General features: G+C 59.0%; 15 protein-coding genes. 8 read left to right on the top strand and 7 right to left on the bottom strand.

Annotation, left to right across the window (positions count from 1 at the left end; translation table 11 throughout):
• Positions 1-296: 296 nt before the first annotated feature.
• The 6 genes from gltB (at position 297) to HCK86_RS02345 (ending at position 10,058) form a co-directional block, all read left to right on the top strand.
• Positions 297-5,021, top strand: a complete 4,725-nt coding sequence (gltB, locus tag HCK86_RS02370; protein WP_176082850.1) for a glutamate synthase large subunit — start codon at positions 297-299, stop codon at positions 5,019-5,021.
• A gap of 217 nt (positions 5,022-5,238) precedes the next feature.
• A complete protein-coding gene (locus HCK86_RS02365; RefSeq protein WP_176082849.1) occupies positions 5,239-5,562 on the top strand; it encodes a heavy metal-binding domain-containing protein in 324 nt (107 codons plus the stop codon).
• Positions 5,563-5,576: 14 nt separating this feature from the next.
• Positions 5,577-7,031: a glutamate synthase subunit beta gene (locus tag HCK86_RS02360; RefSeq protein ID WP_176082848.1), complete on the top strand. Its 1,455-nt coding sequence runs from the start codon at positions 5,577-5,579 to the stop codon at positions 7,029-7,031.
• A gap of 163 nt (positions 7,032-7,194) precedes the next feature.
• Positions 7,195-8,082 carry a UTP--glucose-1-phosphate uridylyltransferase GalU gene (gene galU, locus HCK86_RS02355; protein WP_176082847.1) on the top strand — a complete coding sequence of 296 codons (888 nt, stop codon included), beginning with the start codon at positions 7,195-7,197 and terminating at the stop codon, positions 8,080-8,082.
• A gap of 71 nt (positions 8,083-8,153) precedes the next feature.
• Positions 8,154-8,981: a prolyl oligopeptidase family serine peptidase gene (locus HCK86_RS02350; RefSeq protein ID WP_176082846.1), complete on the top strand. Its 828-nt coding sequence runs from the start codon at positions 8,154-8,156 to the stop codon at positions 8,979-8,981.
• Positions 8,982-9,080: 99 nt separating this feature from the next.
• Positions 9,081-10,058 (top strand): KpsF/GutQ family sugar-phosphate isomerase, encoded by a 978-nt coding sequence (locus tag HCK86_RS02345; RefSeq protein ID WP_246739413.1) that lies wholly within the window; start codon positions 9,081-9,083, stop codon positions 10,056-10,058.
• Positions 10,059-10,066: 8 nt separating this feature from the next.
• Here HCK86_RS02345 and HCK86_RS02340 read toward each other — a convergent pair whose 3' ends face one another.
• The 6 genes from HCK86_RS02340 to efp all read right to left on the bottom strand — a co-directional run bounded on the left by HCK86_RS02340 (position 10,067) and on the right by efp (position 16,034).
• Positions 10,067-10,534, bottom strand: a complete 468-nt coding sequence (locus HCK86_RS02340) for an NfeD family protein (RefSeq protein ID WP_176082844.1) — start codon at positions 10,532-10,534, stop codon at positions 10,067-10,069.
• 9 nt (positions 10,535-10,543) lie between these two features.
• Positions 10,544-11,539, bottom strand: coding sequence for an SPFH domain-containing protein (locus HCK86_RS02335; RefSeq protein WP_176082843.1), 996 nt, complete (start codon positions 11,537-11,539; stop codon positions 10,544-10,546).
• 53 nt (positions 11,540-11,592) lie between these two features.
• The gene (gene hemH, locus HCK86_RS02330; RefSeq protein ID WP_176082842.1) at positions 11,593-12,627 is read right to left on the bottom strand and encodes a ferrochelatase; all 1,035 of its coding nucleotides are present in this window, start codon (positions 12,625-12,627) and stop codon (positions 11,593-11,595) included.
• A 303-nt stretch (positions 12,628-12,930) separates the two neighbouring features.
• On the bottom strand, positions 12,931-13,119 hold the full coding sequence (locus HCK86_RS02325; protein WP_176082841.1) for a hypothetical protein: 189 nt from the start codon (positions 13,117-13,119) through the stop codon (positions 12,931-12,933).
• A gap of 448 nt (positions 13,120-13,567) precedes the next feature.
• Positions 13,568-15,184, bottom strand: coding sequence for a bifunctional metallophosphatase/5'-nucleotidase (locus tag HCK86_RS02320; protein ID WP_176082840.1), 1,617 nt, complete (start codon positions 15,182-15,184; stop codon positions 13,568-13,570).
• Positions 15,185-15,464: 280 nt separating this feature from the next.
• Positions 15,465-16,034, bottom strand: a complete 570-nt coding sequence (gene efp, locus HCK86_RS02315) for an elongation factor P (protein WP_176082839.1) — start codon at positions 16,032-16,034, stop codon at positions 15,465-15,467.
• A gap of 142 nt (positions 16,035-16,176) precedes the next feature.
• Between efp and epmA the strand changes: the two genes are divergently transcribed.
• Positions 16,177-17,226, top strand: a complete 1,050-nt coding sequence (gene epmA / locus HCK86_RS02310; protein ID WP_176082838.1) for an EF-P lysine aminoacylase EpmA — start codon at positions 16,177-16,179, stop codon at positions 17,224-17,226.
• A gap of 29 nt (positions 17,227-17,255) precedes the next feature.
• On the opposite strand, the gene HCK86_RS02305 is transcribed toward epmA, so the two are convergent.
• Positions 17,256-18,281, bottom strand: a complete 1,026-nt coding sequence (locus HCK86_RS02305) for a glycoside hydrolase family 5 protein (protein WP_246739412.1) — start codon at positions 18,279-18,281, stop codon at positions 17,256-17,258.
• Positions 18,282-18,624: 343 nt separating this feature from the next.
• Between HCK86_RS02305 and purU the strand changes: the two genes are divergently transcribed.
• Entirely contained in the window at positions 18,625-19,509 is an 885-nt protein-coding gene (gene purU / locus HCK86_RS02300; protein WP_176082963.1) for a formyltetrahydrofolate deformylase, read from the top strand.
• The last annotated feature ends 452 nt before the right edge of the window (positions 19,510-19,961 follow it).

The following is a 19,961-nucleotide window of genomic DNA, read 5'->3' as shown; positions in this document are numbered from 1 at the left end:
ATAGGACAGTTATGCTGTCCTATTTTTCTGTCTGGAGTAGCAGAATTGTCGCGCAACATTTCCGAGGGGCTGACGCAGGCCGAATTTTGCGTCTATAATCGAACCGGAAGCGGCAAGGTTGCGGCGTGGCCGAAAAAAACGGCGGGTCGTGTGACACACCGGTTCGGTTTCTGGTCGGGTCCGGTATCAGGGAAATAAGAATTACGTGCAACGTCCGGTGAGCTGCGTTTGGAACGCTGCCGAAGTCCGGGCGGTCCGGTAACGCCTGCCTGTGTCAGGCTTGAAGGAGGTCTTGAATGACGAAGATGACGCCATCCGCGCTCACTGGTGAAAACGTAGCTGCTGTTGATGTGAAAGCTGCCGCCAACAAAGCTGCCGAAGGCCGTCTGAACAAACGTCAGGGCCTTTATGATCCGCGCAACGAACATGATGCCTGCGGCGTCGGCTTCATCGCCCACATGAAGGGTGAGAAGTCGCATCAGATCGTCAAGGACGGTCTTTTCATTCTCGAAAACCTCACCCATCGCGGCGCCGTCGGCGCTGATCCGCTGATGGGTGACGGTGCCGGCATTCTGATGCAGATCCCCGATCGCTTTTTCCGTGAGGAAATGGCGGCGGAAGGCATCGTGCTGCCCAAGGTTGGCGAATATGCCGTCGGCTATTTCTTCCTGCCGCGCGACGAAGCCAAGATCGCCCATTACAAGGACGTGATCCGCAAGGTCATCGAAGACGAGGATCAGGTTTTCATCGGCTTCCGTGAAGTGCCGGTCGACAATTCGTCGCTGTCCAAGGCGCCGGATATCGCTGCGACCGAGCCCTATCACCTGCAGGTCTTCATCGGCGCCGGCAAGCGTGCCGATACCAATGCCGCCTTCGAGCGCCGGCTGTTCATCCTGCGCAAGGTCATTTCCAACGCCATCTATAATGAGGGCAATGGCGAGGAGACCGGTTTTTACGCCGTGTCGCTGTCGTCATCGACCATCGTCTACAAGGGCATGTTCCTCGCCTATCAGGTCGGCAGCTATTACAAGGATCTGTCCGATCCGCGGGTGGAAACGGCCGTGGCTCTGGTGCATCAGCGCTTCTCGACCAACACTTTCCCGTCCTGGAAGCTGTCGCATCCCTATCGCATGGTCGCTCATAACGGCGAGATCAACACGCTGCGCGGCAATGTGAACTGGATGGCGGCACGTCAGGCCTCGGTCTCCTCGCCGCTGTTCGGCGAGGACATCACCAAGCTGTGGCCGATTTCCTATGAGGGGCAGTCGGATACGGCCTGTTTCGACAACGCGCTCGAATTCCTGGTGCAGGGCGGCTATTCGCTCGCCCATGCGGTGATGATGCTGATCCCGGAAGCCTGGGCCGGAAACCAGTCGATGAGCCCGGAACGCAAGGCCTTTTACGAATATCATGCCTCGCTGATGGAGCCATGGGACGGTCCCGCCGCCGTTGCCTTCACGGATGGCCGTCAGATCGGCGCGACGCTGGACCGCAACGGCCTGCGCCCGGCCCGCTATTTGATCACCAAGGATGACCGCATCATCATGGCCTCCGAAGCCGGCGTTCTGCCGGTTGCCGAGGAAAACATTGCGGCCAAGTGGCGCCTGCAGCCCGGCAAGATGCTGCTGATCGACATGGACAAGGGCCGCATCGTCTCTGACGAGGAAATCAAGTCGGAACTGGCCGGCAAGCATCCCTATCAGGACTGGCTGGCCCGCACCCAGCTGATCCTTGAAGAGCTGAACCCGGTTGAACCGCGCGCGTTGCGCCGCGACGTGTCGCTGCTCGACCGCCAGCAGGCCTTTGGCTACAGCCAGGAAGACACCAAGCTGCTGATGTCGCCGATGGCGACCACCGGCCAGGAGGCGATCGGCTCGATGGGGACGGATACGCCGATTTCGGCGATGTCCGACAAGTCGAAGCTGCTTTACACCTATTTCAAGCAGAACTTCGCCCAGGTCACCAACCCGCCGATCGATCCGATCCGCGAAGAGCTGGTGATGAGCCTTGTCTCCTTCATCGGCCCGCGGCCCAATATTCTCGATCACGATGGCGCCTCGCGCGAAAAGCGTCTTGAAGTCCGTCAGCCGATCCTGACCAATGGCGACCTGGAAAAGATCCGCAATATCGGCCATACCGAGGATCGTTTTGACACCAAGACGCTCGATATCACCTATGATGCGAGTGAGGGCGATGCGGGCATGCCGGCGATGATCGACCGGCTGTGCGAGCGGGCGGAAGCGGCCGTGCGCGGCGGTTACAACATCATCATCCTGTCGGATCGCCAGATCGGACCGGATCGTATCGCGCTGCCCGCCCTTCTGGCGACGGCTGCCGTCCACCATCACCTGATCCGCAAGGGGCTGAGAACCTCGGTGGGTCTCGTGGTGGAATCGGGCGAGCCGCGCGAAGTGCATCATTTCTGCTGTCTGGCGGGCTATGGCGCCGAGGCCATCAACCCCTATCTCGCCTTCGATACGCTGGCAGACATGCACAGCAAGGGTCTGTTCCCCAAGGAAGTCGATTCCAGCGAAGTGATTTATCGCTATATCAAGGCGATCGGCAAGGGCATGCTCAAGGTCATGTCCAAGATGGGCATTTCGACCTATCAGTCCTATTGCGGCGCGCAGATCTTCGATGCGATCGGCCTTTCGGCGGCGTTCGTCGAACGCTTCTTCTTCGGCACGGCATCGATGATCGAAGGCGTCGGCCTCAGCGAAATCGCTGAAGAAACGGTGATGCGTCACCGCTCTGCTTTCGGCAAGGACCCGATCCTGTCCTCGACGCTCGATATTGGCGGCGAATATGCCTATCGCATGCGCGGCGAGGCGCATGCCTGGACGCCGAATGCGGTGGCCGAGCTGCAGCACGCCGTGCGCGGCAATGCGCGCGACCGTTATGACGCCTTCTCGCGGATGGAAAACGAGAGCGCGCTCCGGATGAACACCATCCGCGGCCTGTTCCGCGTCAAGTCGGCGGAAGAACTTGGCCGCAAGCCGGTGGCGATTGAAGATGTCGAGCCGGCCAGCGAAATCGTCAAGCGTTTCGCCACGGGCGCCATGTCCTTTGGCTCGATCTCGCGTGAAGCCCATACGACGCTGGCGCGGGCGATGAACCAGATCGGCGGCAAGTCGAATACGGGTGAAGGCGGCGAGGAAGCCGAGCGCTATCTGCCGCTCGCCAATGGTCAGCATCCGGCTGAACGCTCGGCGATCAAGCAGGTTGCTTCCGGCCGGTTCGGCGTGACGACGGAATATCTCGTCAATGCCGACATGATGCAGATTAAGGTCGCTCAGGGTGCCAAGCCCGGTGAGGGCGGCCAGCTGCCCGGCCACAAGGTGGATGCGACGATCGCCAAGACCCGTCACTCAACCCCGGGTGTCGGCCTGATTTCGCCGCCGCCGCATCATGACATCTATTCGATCGAGGATCTGGCACAGCTGATCTTCGACCTGAAGAACGTCAACCCGACGGCTGATGTCTCGGTCAAGCTGGTCTCCGAAGTCGGTGTCGGCACGGTTGCAGCCGGTGTCGCCAAGGCGCGGGCCGATCATATCACTGTCTCCGGTTTTGATGGCGGTACCGGCGCTTCGCCGCTGACCTCGCTGAAACATGCCGGCAGCCCCTGGGAAATCGGCCTGGCCGAAACCCAGCAGACGCTGGTGCTGAACGGCTTGCGTTCGCGCATTGCCCTGCAGGTTGATGGCGGTCTGAAGACCGGCCGCGACGTGCTGATCGGCGCAGCGCTTGGTGCCGATGAATTCGGCTTCTCCACCGCGCCGCTGATCGCGGCGGGCTGCATCATGATGCGCAAGTGCCATCTGAATACTTGTCCCGTGGGCGTTGCCACCCAGGATCCGGTGCTCAGAAAGCGCTTCAAGGGCACGCCGGAACATGTGGTCAACTACTTCTTCTTCGTTGCAGAAGAGCTGCGCGAGATCCTGGCTTCGCTTGGCTTCACCCGTCTGGATGACGTGATCGGTGCTGTCGAAATCCTCGACAAGGATGAGGCGATTGCCCACTGGAAATCCCGCGGGCTCGATTTCTCGCGGATCTTCCACCGGGTTCCGGCCGAAAAGGACGAAACCTGCTGGACCATGCGCCAGAAGCATCCGATCGACGATATTCTCGACCGCAAGATGATCGAGAAGGCCATGCCGGCACTTGAAAGCAAGGAACCGGTCGCCTTTGACATCGACATCAAGAATGTCGACCGTTCGGCGGGGGCTATGCTGTCGGGCGAACTGGTCAAGCGCTGGAACCACAAGGGGCTCAAGGAAGACACGATTTCGGTCACGCTGCATGGCACGGCCGGCCAGTCCTTCGGCGCTTTCCTTGCCAATGGCATCACCTTCGATCTCGTCGGCGATGGCAATGACTATGTCGGCAAGGGGCTTTCGGGCGGCAAGATCATCGTCCGGCCGCCCGCGAATTCGCCGATCGTTCCGGAACAGTCGATCATCGTCGGCAATACCGTGCTTTACGGCGCCACCACGGGCGAGTGCTATTTCCATGGTGTTGCAGGCGAGCGTTTCGCAGTGCGTAACTCCGGCGCGATCGCAGTTGTCGAAGGCGTCGGCGATCATGGCTGCGAATATATGACCGGCGGTGTCGTCGTCGTTCTCGGGCCCACGGGCCGGAACTTCGCGGCCGGCATGTCCGGCGGTGTTGCCTATGTTCTCGATGAGAGCGGCGATTTTGCCGAACGCTGCAACATGGCCATGGTCATGCTGGAGCCTGTGCCGGAAGAAGATGACATGCTGGAAAAGCTGCACCATCATGGCGGCGATCTGATGCATAAGGGCCGCGTCGATGTTTCCGAAGACATGACACGTCATGACGAGGAGCGTCTGGTTCAGCTGATCTCGAAACACCTCCACTACACCGGCTCGGCCCGCGCCAAGGCCATTCTGGACGACTGGGCGACCTACCGTCCGATGTTCCGCAAGGTCATGCCGGTTGAATATCGCCGTGCGCTCGAGGATATGGAGCGCATGCGCATGGGTGTCGCTGCGGAATAAGCGGTTTTCCGGCCCTGCAGCCTGTCTGCGGAGCCGGGACGCTGGCTTATGGACTTCAAACGGCGTGGAAGGCTTGACTCACGCGCCCGCAGAAGGAAGTAAGGAGGCAGGCACAAAAGATGTGGACGGTTCGTATTTTCTGCTCAAAATGTAAAACTGCTGGTTGCTGCCTCAAGGAGGCAGACCGGGCTTATGCCGAAGGGAAGGCGGGTCTTGCATGCTGATGACGACGACACCTTCAGTCGAAGGAAAGACGATCCGCGCCTATAAGGGCGTGGTGACCGGGGAAGCGATCCTCGGCGCCAACATCTTCCGGGATTTCCTGGCCGGCATTCGCGACATCGTTGGCGGGCGCTCCGGTGCCTATGAAAAGTCGCTGCGCGAAGCCCGCGAGATCGCCTTTGCCGAACTTCAGCGTGAAGCTGAAAGGCTGGGTGGCAACGCGGTTGTCGGCGTGGACATTGATTATGAGAACATCGATTCCGGCAACGGGGCGATGTTGATGGTTTCGGCCTCGGGTACGGCCGTTGTGATTGAATAGCTGCAGGAGCAGAGATGGGCAAGGTAACAGGATTTCTGGAAATCGACCGGCAGACTGCGAAGTATCAGCCGGCTTCCGACCGCATTCGCCATTTTCGCGAATTCACCATTCCGATGTCGGATCCGGAAGTGCAGAAACAGGCGGCCCGCTGCATGGATTGCGGCATTCCCTACTGCCATGGACCGACCGGCTGCCCGGTTCACAACCAGATCCCGGACTGGAACGATCTGGTCTATAATGGCAACTGGAAAGAGGCGATTGCCAATCTCCATTCGACCAATAACTTCCCGGAATTTACCGGTCGCGTCTGTCCGGCACCTTGCGAGGAAGCCTGCACGCTGAATCTGGAAGATATTCCGGTGTCGATCAAGACGGTCGAGCAGGCGATTGCCGACAAGGCCTATGAGCTTGGCTTCATCGTGCCACGCCCGGCAACGGTCAAGACCGGCAAGAAGGTGGCGGTCATCGGTTCCGGCCCTGCCGGCATGGCGGCTGCCCAGCAGCTTGGCCGTGCGGGTCACGATGTCGATGTCTATGAGCGTGAATCCAAGCCCGGCGGTCTGCTGCGCTACGGTATTCCCGACTTCAAGATGGAGAAGAACTTCATCGATCGCCGTGTCGAGCAGATGAAGGGCGAGGGCGTTACCTTCCGCTGCGGCGTCAATGTTGGCGTTGACGTCAAGGTCGAGCAGCTGCTGGCCGATTATGATGCCGTGCTTTATTGCGGCGGTTCGGAAACGCCGCGCGCATCGGGCATTGGCGGCGAAGAGCTGCATGGCGTGCATGATGCCATGCCCTATCTGGTGCAGCAGAACCGCCGGGTCGGCCGTGAAAACATCGAATCGACCGGCTGGCCGTCCGAGCCAATTCTGGCCGGTGGCAAGCATGTCGTCGTTGTCGGCGGTGGTGATACGGCGTCTGACTGCGTTGGCACCGCCTTCCGTCAGGGCGCCGTCAAGGTCACCCAGCTTGATATTCGCCCGCAGCCGCCGGAGAAGGAAGACAAGCTGGCCGTTTGGCCATTCTGGGCAACGAAAATGCGCACCTCGTCGTCTCAGGCAGAAGGCGCAATTCGCGAATTCCAGGTCGCAACGCTGGAATTCGTCGGCGAAGAAGGCGTGCTGACGGGCGTGAAATGCTGCCATGTCGATGAACGGCGCAAGCCGATCGCCGGCACTGAATTCGTCATCAAGGCTGACCTTGCCTTCATTGCGATCGGTTTCCGCGGCCCGCTGAAGACCGGCATCCTGTCGGAACTGGAAGGTCGGCTGACGCTGAATACCGATAGTCGCGGCTCGGTCAATGTTGTCGCCAATGACACCGATTACAAGACATCCGTCGACAAGTTCTGGACGGCCGGCGATATCCGGCGCGGCCAGTCGCTGGTGGTCTGGGCCATCCGCGAGGGGCGGCAGGCGGCGCGCGCGATTGACGAGACGCTGATGGGAACCAGCCTCCTGCCACGGTAAGAGAATTTCAACGGGGGCGGAACTTTCCGCCCCCGTTTTCATTTATATTTAATCGTTTCAGCTGAACGACGATGATTGCACCATTGCTCTGATTTTGTTATCCAATGTTCATATTAGAGACTGATAATTATATGCTGGCCTGGTAATTTAACTGGAGGTTTACTTGTCTGAATTTCGTAAGGTGCGTAAAGCCGTTCTCCCTGTCGCCGGGCTCGGGACCCGGTTTTTGCCGGCGACCAAGGTTGTGCCGAAGGAAATGCTTCCTGTCGTAGACAAGCCGATCATTCAGTATGTGGTCGATGAAGCGATCGCCGCCGGCATTGAGCATTTTGTTTTCGTCACGGGCCGCAACAAGCACGTCATCGAAGATTATTTCGATATTCAGTACGAGCTGGAAGCGACGCTGAAGGCACGCAACAAGAAGGCGGAGCTGAGCCTTCTGACCGATATGCTGCCGAAGGCCGGCACCTCGACCTTTACCCGTCAGCAGGAGCCGCACGGTCTTGGCCATGCCGTCTGGTGTGCCCGCGAGATCATCGGCCCCGAACCTTTCGCGCTGATCCTGCCGGACATGGTCATGGCTGCGGACGTCCCGTGCCTGAAGGGCATGATGGATGTATATGATGTCAGCGGTGGCAACGTGATCTCGGTTGAGGAATGTGACCCGTCCCAGACACATAAATATGGTATCGTTGGCGTCGGCGAAAGCGTTGGCAGCGGCTTCAAGATCACGGAAATGGTAGAGAAGCCGGAACCCGGAACCGCGCCGTCGAATTATTTCATCAATGGCCGTTATATCCTGCAGCCGGAAATCTTCCCGATCCTTGCCAATCTCGAGCGCGGTGCGGGCAATGAAATCCAGCTGACGGATGGAATGCTGAAGCTCGCCAAGGAACAGGCCTTCTATGGCTATGCCTTTGACGGCCAGACCTATGATTGCGGCTCCAAGGAAGGTTTCATCATTGCCAATGTGGCGCTGGCGCTGAAACGTCCGGATATCCGTCCCAAGGTCGAGAACGAATTGAAAGCTTTGATCGCCGCGCTGAAATAGCCATCGATCCCTTTGCGGTGTTATAGTCCGGCGGCGCAATTCGCGCCGCCGTTTCATTTTTGAAAAGTGCCATGACTGATACCGTCAATTCTCTTCCTGAAAAGCCGCCGCAACCGGTCGTCACAATCCTGAGCCAGGGCGCCGAAAACCGGCTGTCGGGTTCCTGGCCCGATCGACAGTTCGGTACCGTCAGCCGGGCCGAGCTTCATTCTTTTCCTGTCGAACAACCGCTGGCCCGCGCGATCGTCTATGGCGGAGGCGGCTACACCAAGCTGGTCTATGACAAGGAGGGCATGGAAGTCGCTCTCTGGCTGGCGGCAAATCGTATCGAGCCTCACATTCTTGTCCACCGCCTGCCGGGTCAGGATAACGGCATGGGCGGGGTCTATCCGAAGGATATCGCGCTTGCCGATGGTCTTTCGGCGCTCGATCAGCTGGGAAGCGCTGGACCGGCCTTGCCGCTTTTCCATGTCGGCCTGTCATCGGGCGGACATCTCGCCGGCGTCATGTCCTGTCAGGATCACGCGCTCGGGGCGTCCGGCACCATCATTACCTATGCACCACTGAACGCCAATCATCGGGACTACAAGTTTCCGCCGGGCAAATCCGATTATCCGCCGGTGGAGAAACAGGCTTTCTATGACGACTGGCCGATCGGCATTTACGGGCAGCCGCATGGCTGGCCGAAAACACCTGTCTTTCTGGCCTATGCGCTGAACGACACATCCGTTCCGCTGCAGCATGCGCTGAATTTCCTGGCGACTGCGGCGCAGGCGGGCCTGCCGGTCGATGCCCATGTCTTCGGTGAAGCACCGCATGGTTTCGCCCTGCGTTCACTGGAGGGAAGCCAGGCCGCCTGGCCGGCGCTGGCACTGGACTGGATGAAGCGGAAAATCTGATCTGTCGCTTTCCCATTTTGGACAATTTACGCGCTTAATTGCGATTGCCTGCGGGCAATGAAGGGGCTAACAGCATCAGCCATGGTTGAAAAAGACGACATGCAAATGATCGCGGCGGCCGGTCAGTCGGCCCTCAGAACACTTGCCTTTGAACGCAAGGGGCTGGAAGCGGTATCGGCCGCGCTGGAGAACGGGCTTGGCGCGCCGCTTGGCCGCGCCGTTGCCATGCTGAAGCAGATCGAAGGTCACGTGGTCGTTTCCGGCGTCGGCAAAAGCGGCCATATCGGCTCCAAGCTCGCCGCCACCTTTGCCTCCACCGGAACCCCGTCCTTCTTCGTTCATCCGGCCGAGGCCAATCATGGCGATCTCGGCATGGTGTCGCAAAGGGATGCCGTCGTGGCGCTCTCGTGGAGCGGAGAGAGCAGCGAATTATCGGCGCTGGTGGCCTATACACGGCGCTTTGCCATTCCGCTGATCGCGATCACCGCCGGCGCCCAGTCAACGCTTGGCCGCGCCGCTGATATCCTGCTGGCCCTGCCGAAAGCCGAAGAGGCCTGCCCGCACGGGCTGGCGCCGACAACATCGACGACGATGCAGCTTGCCATCGGGGATGCCCTGGCGATCGCGCTTCTGGAAGCGCGCGGCTTTTCCGCCGGGGATTTCAAGGTCTACCATCCGGGCGGCAAACTGGGTGCGCTCTTGTCGCAGGTGGCCGATATCATGCATGTCGGCACGTCCATGCCGCTGGTGAAGCTCGGAACAGCGTTGCCAGAGGCGGTCATGGTTCTGTCGGAGAAGCGGTTCGGCTGCGTTGGTGCCGTCGATGATGATGGCAGGCTTGCCGGTATCGTCACCGATGGCGATCTGGCGCGCAATCTGTGGCGGGATGTCAGCACGCTGAAGATCGACGACATCATGACGCGGGATCCGAAAGTTGTCCGTCAGGACATGCTGGTCTCTGGCGCCCTGGCATTGATCCACAAGCACAATATCTCGGCGCTCATGGTCGTCGATGCGGCCGGCCGGCCGGTTGGCATCGTCCATTTCCATGATTTTCTCAAGATCGGTGCAGCCTGAGGGGCCAATCAGGCTTTCTGTCCCGGTTCCACCGACAGTCTTTCGCCTTCGCCGGAGATGACCCTGACATGGGTGCCCTCCGGCAGGTCGGGGCCTTCGACGATCCAGATCGTGTCGTCGAGGCGCATGCGCCCGCGCCCGCCGTCGATCGCTTCCGTCAAAACGCCACTGCGGCCGACAAGGCTGGCGGTCCGGCGGTTGAGAAAGGGTTCATCCGGTGGGGCATCCCCCTTGGCGAGCAGCTTTCGTCCGCCAAGGATTGCCAGCACTGAAAAGGCGGCGAACAGAAGAAGCTGCAACTGCCATATCCAGAAGGCGAAGGATGAAAAGGCCAGCGACAGGATGCCTAGCGCCAGCGCGGCGATGCCGATCCACATCAGGAATACGCCAGGCAGCAGCAGTTCTGCGATCAGCAGAACCAGGCCGACAATCCACCAGAGCCAGGGGTCGAGCAGGCCGATAAGCCCTTCCATCATTCAGCCCCCTCAGCTTTCCGGTTCGTTGCGGATCGAAGGGGTCGAACGCACCGGGCGCGGTTCTTCGCTTTCGCCCAGACCATCCTTGCCGAAAACCGAGCGGGCGATCTCGCCGATCCCGCCCAGTGTGCCGATCAGCGAGGATGCTTCCATCGGCATCAGCACGACCTTGGCATTCTTGGCGGTACCGATCGAGGCCATGGCTTCGGTATATTTCTGGGCGACGAAATAGTTGATCGCTTCGACATTGCCGCCGGCAATGGCGTCGGAGACGGCGCGCGTTGCATTGGCTTCGGCTTCTGCCAGGCGCTCGCGCGCCTCGGCCTGGCGATAGGCGGCCTCGCGCTCGCCCTCGGCTTCGAGAATGGCGGCCTGCTTGGCGCCTTCGGCCTTCAGGATCTGGGCGTTGCGCTGGCCCTCGGCTTCAAGCACCTGGGCGCGCTTGTCGCGCTCCGCCTTCATCTGTCGCGCCATGGCGGCGACGAGATCGGCCGGCGGCTGGATATCCTTGATCTCGATACGGGTGACCTTGATACCCCAGGGCTCGACGGCGTTGTCGACAACGCGCAGCAGCCGCTCATTGATGGCATCACGGTTGGACAGCATCTCGTCGAGATCCATCGAGCCGATCACCGAACGGATATTGGTCATGGTCAGGTTGAGAATGGCAAGCTCGAGATTGGCCACCTGATAGGCGGCCTTGGCGGCGTTGAGCACCTGGTAGAAGGCGACCGCATCGGCTTCGACGCTGGCATTGTCCTTGGTGATCACCTCCTGGGTCGGCACATCGAGCACCTGTTCCATGATGTTGATGCGTTTGCCGACCTGATCGATGAACGGCACGATCAGGTTAAGGCCCGGAGTCAGCGTGCGCGTGTAGCGGCCGAAACGCTCCACCGTGTAACCATAGCCCTGCGGCACGGTCTTGATACCGGCGACCAGTGTCAGGATGACGAGCACGGCAAGGATGATAATGGTGATGGAGAAGCCCGTAAGCACTGCCATTTCAGTATCCTTTCGAAGTCCATTCGGGCTTTTCCCCGAATGCGGCGATAATATCAGATCCAGCCGGCAATTTCACGTTGAACCACTGCTGACAACACACCCATTCCCGACGGGCTGTCGTTCAGACACGGAATATGGGTGAAATTCTGTCCGCCATGTTCGATGAAGCTTTCGCGTGCCTGTTCGCCGATTTCCTCGAGCGTTTCCAGGCAATCGGAGACGAAGCCCGGATTCATGACCGCGATCCGCTTCACGCCCTCCTTTGCCAGCCGCTCAACCGTCTTGTCGGTATAGGGCTGCAGCCATTCCTCCGGTCCGAAGCGTGACTGGAAGGTGATCATCAGCCTTTCCTTGGACAGGCCAAGCTTTTCACGCAGCAGCCGGGCCGTCTTCTGGCAGTGGCAGTGATAGGGATCGCCCTTTTTGAAATAGGATTGCGGGATGCCGTGGAACGAGGTGAGGATCACCTCCGGCTCCCAGTCGAGGCCGGCAAGATGGGTCGTCACCGAATTGGCGAGCGCATCGATATAGGCCGGATCATCGTGATAGGGCGGAACGGTTCGGATCGCCGGCTGCCAGCGCATCTTCAGAAGCGCTTCGAAGACCTTGTCATTGACGGTGGCTGTGGTCGAGGCGGAATATTGCGGATAGAGCGGGAAGACGAGGATCTTCTCGCAGCCGGCCGATTTCAGGGCATCGAGACGGGCCGCGATCGAAGGCGTGCCATAGCGCATGGCCCAGTCGACAACCAGCGCCGGGCGATCGGCGAAGTGAGCAGCCAGTTTTTCGGCCTGGTTGCGGGTATAGGTCCTGAGATAGCTTTCATTCAGGTCCTTGTTCCAGATCGTCTCATAGGCCTTGCCGACCTTGCCGGGGCGGCGTGACAGCACAATGCCATAGAGGATTGGATACCAGAGCCAGCGCGGCCATTCGATCACGCGTTTATCGGTCAGAAACTCTTCGAGATAGCGTCGCATGGAACGGTAATCGGTCCCGTCCGGTGTTCCGAGATTGACAAGAAGGACACCGACCTTGCCAACGGCAACGGTGGGGTGATTGTCCGGCCAGGCTGAATGGATCTCTGACATTACGCTCCTCTGACATTGGCCCGGTTTGCATGGCGGGCTCGATACGACCTTATATAGGAAGGTGGAGCGTTTGTTGAAGTCGCGACGAAGGTTTCCCTCTGCGGCAATCGGACCGGCATGAAAAGGCTGGACGAGCGCAGCCGTGCAAATGCACAAAACCCGGCCGAGGGGGGAGGCCGGGTTTTGTGTTTTCGGACAAGTTGGAGGAGGTCAGTTCTTGTCCTGCTTTGACGTCCGTTCACTTTAGCCAGGGGCGATGCAGGGGGGAATATCGCGCGGTGGCCCTTGTGAGGGGCGTTATGGTCAGTCGCGAAGCTCGGCCTCGAAGGTGATTGCGGCATCGTCGGCAACGGGGCTTTCAGCAGCCATTTCAACGATGCTGCTTTCAGTATCACTTGGCATCAGGCTGGCGTTTCGGGTGGCAATCTCGGTGGCAAAAGCATCAGAAGCAACAAAGGAAACGAGAGCCAGCGAAGCGGTCAGTTTCATCATGACAAACTCCATATCGGCTAAAATTGTTCAACTGATTAATTAAATAGGCCTCGTTTTGCGTTTCGACAAGAGCTGAATCGTGATCACAATGTTAACAATCGGCAAGATTCAGATTTGACTGATCGTTCTGGAATGCCTGAAAACGGGCGTCTAAGAAAAGGACCCGGCTGCAGCAGCAACCGGGCCCTCAGATTTCTGACAAACCCTAGCCCCTTCTCTAGCGTCATGCCTGTGCTTGTCACAGGCATCCGGCCGCCGCGCGTCCGCGCGGCGAAAGACTCTGCTAATTCAAAGCCTTAAGAGGATTGATCCCCGTGACAAGCACGGGGATGACGACGGAGGCGATGGCTATTCCATCCCAAATAGACAAGCTGAATGACTTTGTCGGCAAGCTGAGGGCCCGGCTGCATCAGCAACCGGGCCCTTTGAAATTCATCAACTTCACTGCCTATTTGGCAACATCGGTGATCCGGCCATCAATCGCCGGTGTGTAGGGGCTGTTGGCGCCGATATAGGCTGCAACGGCATCTTCGAGATTGGGGCCGAAGTCATAGGCATTCATGCCCTTTTCGGCAAAAATCGAATATCCGTCGCCACCGGCGCGCATGTAATTGTTGCTGACAACGCCATAAACGGTGTCTGGCTCGATCGGGCTGAAGTCGCCGTCGCCATCGGTATCGACTTCGACAGAGACGATCCTGCTGCCTGGTGCCTTGGTGGAGTCGTAAGTGTAGTTCAGGCCCGCGACTTGCGGATAACGACCGGCGCCGTCTTCGATCTGGGACAGGCCATTTTCGAGCGCCGCGACGACATCCGACCCCTTGAGCTGGAATGTGGCGATCGTGTTCTGGAAGGGCAGAACCGTCAGCACGTCACCCATGGTCACGGTGCCGGCGCCAATCGATGCCCTGACGCCGCCGCCGTTCTGGATGGCAATGGTGATCCCCTGATCGGCAACGCGGTCCAGCATGGCATCGGCAACCAGATCGCCCATCGGGCACTCGGCAGCGCGGCATACAGTGCGGTCACCAACGATTTCGGCCGTCGCCTCGCCGACGACCTTTTTCTTGATCTCGGTGAGCGGGCCATTCAGCTCCTCGACCCGTGCGGCGATTGCCTCATCCGGTTTGAAGCTCGCATCCAGCAGTATCGGGTCGCCGGATGCGGCCGTAACCACGCCGTTGTCGTCGAAGGTGACATTCAGGTCGCCGAGATATTTCGAATAGGCATAGGCGGTGACAATTGGCACCTCAACGCCCGCCGGGTTCGTAACCTCGGTCGGGTATGGGCCGGCGGCCTTGTCGTCAGTGTTCGACAGAAGCGTATGGGAATGGCCGCCGACGATCACGTCGATACCATCGACCTGCGCGGCAATTTCCTGATCGCGCGGATAGCCGACATGCGACAGAAGGATGATCTTGTTGACGCCCTCGGCCTCAATCTCGCCGACAGCTTTCTTCAGATAGGCGATATCGTCTTCAAAGGTGATTGTCGGGCCGGGAGACGAGGTCTCGCCGGTATCGGTGGCGAGAACTGAAACGATGGCGACCTTCTCACCGCCAATATCCTTGATGACATAGCCCTTGTATTTGTCCTTCAGGATACTGTCGTCCGTCGGAACGGTGTTTCCCGAAATGATTGGAAAATCGACGGCATCGATAAGCTTGAGCAGTTCTTCCGGGCCATCGTCGAACTCGTGGTTGCCGATCGCCATGGCGTCATAGCCCATGGCATTCATGAATTCGGCAACCGGGCCGGATTTGTACTGAGTGTAAAAAAGCGAACCCTGAAACTGATCGCCTGCATCCAGAAGCAGGACATTCTGCCCGGAAAGACCGGCTCTGGTCTGGTCGATTGCGGTTTTCAGGCGTGCAACGCCGCCAAAGCATTCGCCCGCAGCATCGTCTTCCGGTGCGCAGGTCGAATCATATTTCGTGATTGGCTCAATACGGGAATGAAGATCATTGGTGTGCAGGATGTTGAGCTGATATTCGGCAAAGGCCGATCCTGCAGAGATGGCAAGGGCGGACGCGCCAATGAGCGCCGCGGCAAAGATTTTCGTCATGGAAAGCTCCTCTTGATCAGGGGAAAGAGCGAAATCCGGTCTCCGGCCAGCCCCCTCGGACAGGCCGCCGTTTCCCTCCAGAACCGGACTTCTATTACACCCCGAATATGACGTTACGACCCTGCCAGGCGTCAAGCGATGAATTGGCGCGCAACGAATTCAGCCGTCGGATTTCAGTGCTTTGTCGTCCTGCCCGCCGGTCGGCATTGCCGCGACGCAAAAGAAAACCCCGGCGGTGAGGCCGGGGTCGCGAAAAACAGGACATGCCGAAGGTCTGCAATCAGTCCTTTGCGCGTTCCACATAGGAGCCATCCTCGGTGAGGATGACGACACGGGTACCGGCCGTGACATGCGGCGGCACCATGGTGCGCACGCCATTCGACAGCATGGCAGGCTTGTAGGACGACGACGCCGTCTGGCCCTTGACGACCGGCTCGGTCTCGGTGATTTCCAGCGTGACGTGGCGCGGCAGTTCCAGCGAGATCGGATTGCCCTCATGGATCGACAGGACGACGGCCATGCCTTCCGAGAGGTAGGATGCGGCATCGCTGACATCATCAGCGCTCATCGTGACCTGATCGTAGCTTTCCGGGTTCATGAAGTGGAAGCCTTCGCCATCCGCATAAAGGAAGGTGAAGTTGCTGTCTTCGACAAAGGCGCGCTCGACCTGCTCGGTCGTCTTCCAGCGCTCCGAAACCTTCACACCGTCGGCGATGCGGCGCATGTCCACCTGGGTGACGGGCGTGCCCTTGCCGGGGTGAAAATTCTGGGCGGTAAGAACGACATAGAGCCTGCCGTCGACATCGACGACATTGCCCTTGCGCAGCGAAGAGGCGATGACCTTAACCATGAGACTTCCTTGTAACGTCGGCGCGATCTGCTTAATGGATCAGCAACGCGGCCCGCAAAACTTTAAAACCTGCGCGGGGACTAGCGCAAAACCGAAAGAAATTCCAGTCTGCAAAGCCCGTGAACGACAGAAAGCAGCCTAAATGAGCGAAGTTCAGCCCTCTCAATGGTGGCATCCGGACCGGCATGCCGATCGTCGTCCCATTCTTCTGGCGCGCAATCGCATCGAAGCCGGGCTCAGACTTTATTTCGCCAATGCCGATTTCGTCGGTGTCGACGTTCCGGCGCTGCAGGTTTCACCCGGAAACGAAACCCATCTTCACGCCTTTGCCACCGATATGATCGGCAATGACGGACTGCCGCAGCGCCGCTATCTGCATACATCGCCTGAATTCACCGCCAAGAAGCTTCTGGCCGCTGGCGAGAGGCGGATCTTCTCCTTCGGCCATGTCTGGCGCAACCGCGAGCGCGGACCGCTGCACCATCCCGAATTCACCATGGTGGAATGGTATCGCGCCGGAGAGCCCTATGCCCGCCTGTTTGAAGATTGCTGTGCCATCATGCAGATGGCTGCCGATGCTGCCGGCGTGACGGCCTTCAGCTGGCGCGGCATTGGCTGTGATCCCTTTGCCGAGCCGGAGCGCCTCAGCGTTGCCGACGCCTTCTTCCGCCATGCCGGCATTGATCTTCTGGCGACGATCGCGCCCGATGGCACGACGGATCGCAATCGCCTTGCCGAGGGGCTGGAGCGCGCCGCTATTGGCTATTCGGCCGATGACAACTGGTCAGACCTCTTCACCCGCGTTCTGGTGGAGCGCATCGAGCCGCATCTCGGTCATCAGCGGCCGACCTTTCTGGATCGCTACCCCGCGCCGGAGGCGGCGCTGGCCCGCAGGGATGCGGGGGATCCGCGGGTCTCGGAGCGGTTCGAGCTTTACGTCTGCGGTGTCGAGCTTGCCAATGGTTTCGGCGAACTGACGGATCCTGTGGAGCAACGCCTGCGCTTTAGCGCCGATATGGCCGAAAAGCAGCGCATCTATGGTGAGACCTATCCGCTGGACGAGGATTTTCTCGCCGCCCTGTCTTTCATGCCTGAGGCCAGCGGCATTGCACTTGGCTTTGAGCGTCTTGTGATCCTGGCAACCGGCGCACGTCGCATCGAGGATGTCTTGTGGGCGCCGGTTGCTGAATAGGGCATCGGGGATGTGGCCCCGGGTCAGGGTCAGCCGTTGCAGCTGGTTCTGTCGGTATCGGGATCGTTCAGGATCGGTTCCAGCGTCCGCAGCTGCTGGCTGCCGCCATCGCGCGGATTGGGCTGGATGATCATCGGCGTGCCCTTTTGCCACCAGTCGCCACTGGCCCAATAGGCCCAGCCGATCCAGGCCTTGGGATCGTTGTGGATGATATCGACCATCTGCTTCAGCCCCACCAGGCAGTTCAGCCCATCGGTGGTGCCGAACTCGCCGAGAAAACCCTGGGCATTGTTGGCGTTGAGCCAGTCGGTAAACTGTTTCAGGCTGTCGACAGCGCCGGCGATATTGGAGCAATCGGCGGCTTTGCCGGAATAATCGCTGTCGGTATATTGATGGACTTCATAGGCAAAGTTGTTGCTGCTATCGACGACGCCGGTCATGACCGAGGCATTCGACGGGCCGTAAAAGGTCTGCTCCCAGCTATGCGCGCCGGTCCAGGCGGTGCCGGGAACGAGCAGGAGATTGCCGGCGCCGATCATTCTGATGGCATTGATGGCGGCATTGGCGGCGGTCAGCCAGTCATTGGCCTCGATGTCGTAGGGTTCGTTCATCAGCCCGTAGATGACGCCGTCATCATTGGCAAAGACAGCGCCGAGCCGCTTCCAAAGATCGGCAAAGGCTTCGACCGGTACCTGCGGACTGCCGATCAGATTGCCATAGTAGCGGGCATAATTATGCGGATCGAGAATGATCGCCATATTGTATTTATGCGCCAGCTTCACCGTCTCACGGATCCGGTCGAGTTCATCGGAATCAAGCGGCTGCATCAGTGTCGGCTGTAGCCGTTCCCAGAGAAAGGGAAGTCGGATCGTATTGAATTTGGCATCGGCGAATTTTTCAATCACGGATTCGGTCGGATAGATATAACCGGTGCCGTAGGCATCGCCCGGAACGCCGAATTCGGCGCTGGCAAGATTGATCCCGCGCAGGCTCATCTCACAGGCCGCCGCTGCCGTCGAAAACGGCGCAAAAGCCAGCACTGCGGCAAGCGCCATATGCGCAAATGTCCGGTAATGTCTCAAAGGGAAGGTCCATGGCCGAAATCCCGGGGGCATCGTCTACTCCATCTCAGCCCGTAGTGTCCGGGCAAGCTTACTCAGAAAGAATAGTCGAAAGAAAAGGTCAAATAAACGTGAAAGCGATGTCTTTTTGCGGGTCCGTGTACCGGAAAATGACGGCGACGCACATTTTCACGTCGCGGACGTGGCTGCTTGTCGAACGCTTGCCGTGTTTGATGGGCTGGTAAAGCGGCATCGGGCTGTCTTGCGGTTGCAAGCCTGATTGCGATGTTCTAGAGCGGATTGCCGCCATATCGGGCGGGTTTAGATGGGACCTGAAATGAAGAACTATGTCTTGACCGTAACCTGCCGCTCCACCCGCGGGATCGTGGCCGCCATTTCCGGCTATCTGGCCAATGAAGGTTGCAATATTGTCGACAGTTCGCAGTTTGACGATCTTGAAACCGGCAAGTTCTTCATGCGCGTGAGCTTCATTCCGGAGACCGGTGCCAGTCTGGAGAGCCTGCGTGCGGGATTTGAGCCGGTTGCCGCGCCTTTTGAAATGAATTTCAAGCTGCATGATGGCGAGCACCGCATCAAGACGCTGATCATGGTCTCGCGCTTCGGTCATTGTCTGAATGACCTGCTTTACCGCTGGCGTATCGGCGCCCTGCCGATTGATATCGTCGGCGTGGTTTCAAACCATCTGGATTATCAGAAACTCGTGGTCAATCACGATATCCCCTTCTACCACATTCCGGTGCGCAAGGAGACCAAGGCGGCGGCTGAGGAAAAGTTGCTGGAGCTTGTTGATGAGACCGGGACCGAACTTGTCGTCCTGGCGCGCTACATGCAAATCCTGTCCGACAGGCTTTGCGAGCATATGGAAGGCCAGGTGATCAATATCCACCATTCCTTCCTGCCGTCCTTCAAGGGCGCCAATCCTTACAAGCAGGCTTATCAGCGTGGGGTGAAGCTGATCGGGGCGACGGCGCATTATGTCACAGCTGCGCTGGACGAAGGTCCGATCATCGAGCAGGAGACGGTGCGTATCACCCATGCCCAGAGCGCCGATGACTATGTCGCGCTTGGCCGTGATGTCGAGGCGCTGGTTCTGGCCCGGGCCGTCCATGCCCATATTCATCACCGTGTCTTCATCAATGGCAACCGCACCGTGGTTTTCCCGCCCTCGGCTGGGTCCTATGCCTCAGAACGTATGGGGTGAGACGCTTTCGGGTGAAACCGAAATAATCTCCAGGTTGTGCTTTTACCGGAAGGGGGCTGACTTTTTTGTCGGCCCCCTCTTGTTATAATGCGCCCTGCGCCTATCTGCCCGTTGGGCGAATCGGGTGAATGACCGGTCTTGCGAAAATTTGAAAATTTCTTTTAGGACCTGCCGGGTTTTTGACAATTTTCCGAAAGAAATCCGTCACACTGACGGTTTACAATTCTTTTCGCGGTGAATGGTTCGGTTTATAAACAACGATGCGAACCGCCGTCGAAACGACTGCAAGAGGGAGCGCTTGATGTCTACCATGATGCGCAAAATATCGATTCCGGCCGCCTGCTATCGCCGGAGTACCATGCGAATGTGCTGTCTTCAGCTTACAAAATAGTCGCAAATTCTCCTCAAGGTTGAAAATCGAAAGGCCAGGCAGTCGTCTTCGCGATTGCCGG

The sequence above is a fragment of the Martelella sp. HB161492 genome, assembly GCF_013184775.1.
Classification (GTDB): domain Bacteria; phylum Pseudomonadota; class Alphaproteobacteria; order Rhizobiales; family Rhizobiaceae; genus Martelella.
Note: the sequence above shows the minus strand (reverse complement) of the source record. Positions and strands in the feature narration are given on the sequence as shown.

Bases quoted from the DNA above. Each gene is read 5' to 3' on its own strand.
- hemH (WP_176082842.1), bottom strand. From the start codon at position 12,627: ATGTCAGAGATCCATTCAGCCTGGCCGGACAATCACCCCACCGTTGCC.
- efp (WP_176082839.1), bottom strand. From the start codon at position 16,034: ATGGTTAAGGTCATCGCCTCTTCGCTGCGCAAGGGCAATGTCGTCGAT.
- purU (WP_176082963.1), top strand. From the start codon at position 18,625: ATGAAGAACTATGTCTTGACCGTAACCTGCCGCTCCACCCGCGGGATC.
- HCK86_RS02305 (WP_246739412.1), bottom strand. From the start codon at position 18,281: ATGGCGCTTGCCGCAGTGCTGGCTTTTGCGCCGTTTTCGACGGCAGCG.
- gltB (WP_176082850.1), top strand. From the start codon at position 297: ATGACGAAGATGACGCCATCCGCGCTCACTGGTGAAAACGTAGCTGCT.
- HCK86_RS02325 (WP_176082841.1), bottom strand. From the start codon at position 13,119: ATGATGAAACTGACCGCTTCGCTGGCTCTCGTTTCCTTTGTTGCTTCT.
- HCK86_RS02335 (WP_176082843.1), bottom strand. From the start codon at position 11,539: ATGGCAGTGCTTACGGGCTTCTCCATCACCATTATCATCCTTGCCGTG.
- epmA (WP_176082838.1), top strand. From the start codon at position 16,177: ATGAGCGAAGTTCAGCCCTCTCAATGGTGGCATCCGGACCGGCATGCC.
- HCK86_RS02350 (WP_176082846.1), top strand. From the start codon at position 8,154: ATGACTGATACCGTCAATTCTCTTCCTGAAAAGCCGCCGCAACCGGTC.
- HCK86_RS02360 (WP_176082848.1), top strand. From the start codon at position 5,577: ATGGGCAAGGTAACAGGATTTCTGGAAATCGACCGGCAGACTGCGAAG.
- HCK86_RS02345 (WP_246739413.1), top strand. From the start codon at position 9,081: ATGCAAATGATCGCGGCGGCCGGTCAGTCGGCCCTCAGAACACTTGCC.
- HCK86_RS02320 (WP_176082840.1), bottom strand. From the start codon at position 15,184: ATGACGAAAATCTTTGCCGCGGCGCTCATTGGCGCGTCCGCCCTTGCC.
- HCK86_RS02365 (WP_176082849.1), top strand. From the start codon at position 5,239: ATGCTGATGACGACGACACCTTCAGTCGAAGGAAAGACGATCCGCGCC.
- HCK86_RS02340 (WP_176082844.1), bottom strand. From the start codon at position 10,534: ATGATGGAAGGGCTTATCGGCCTGCTCGACCCCTGGCTCTGGTGGATT.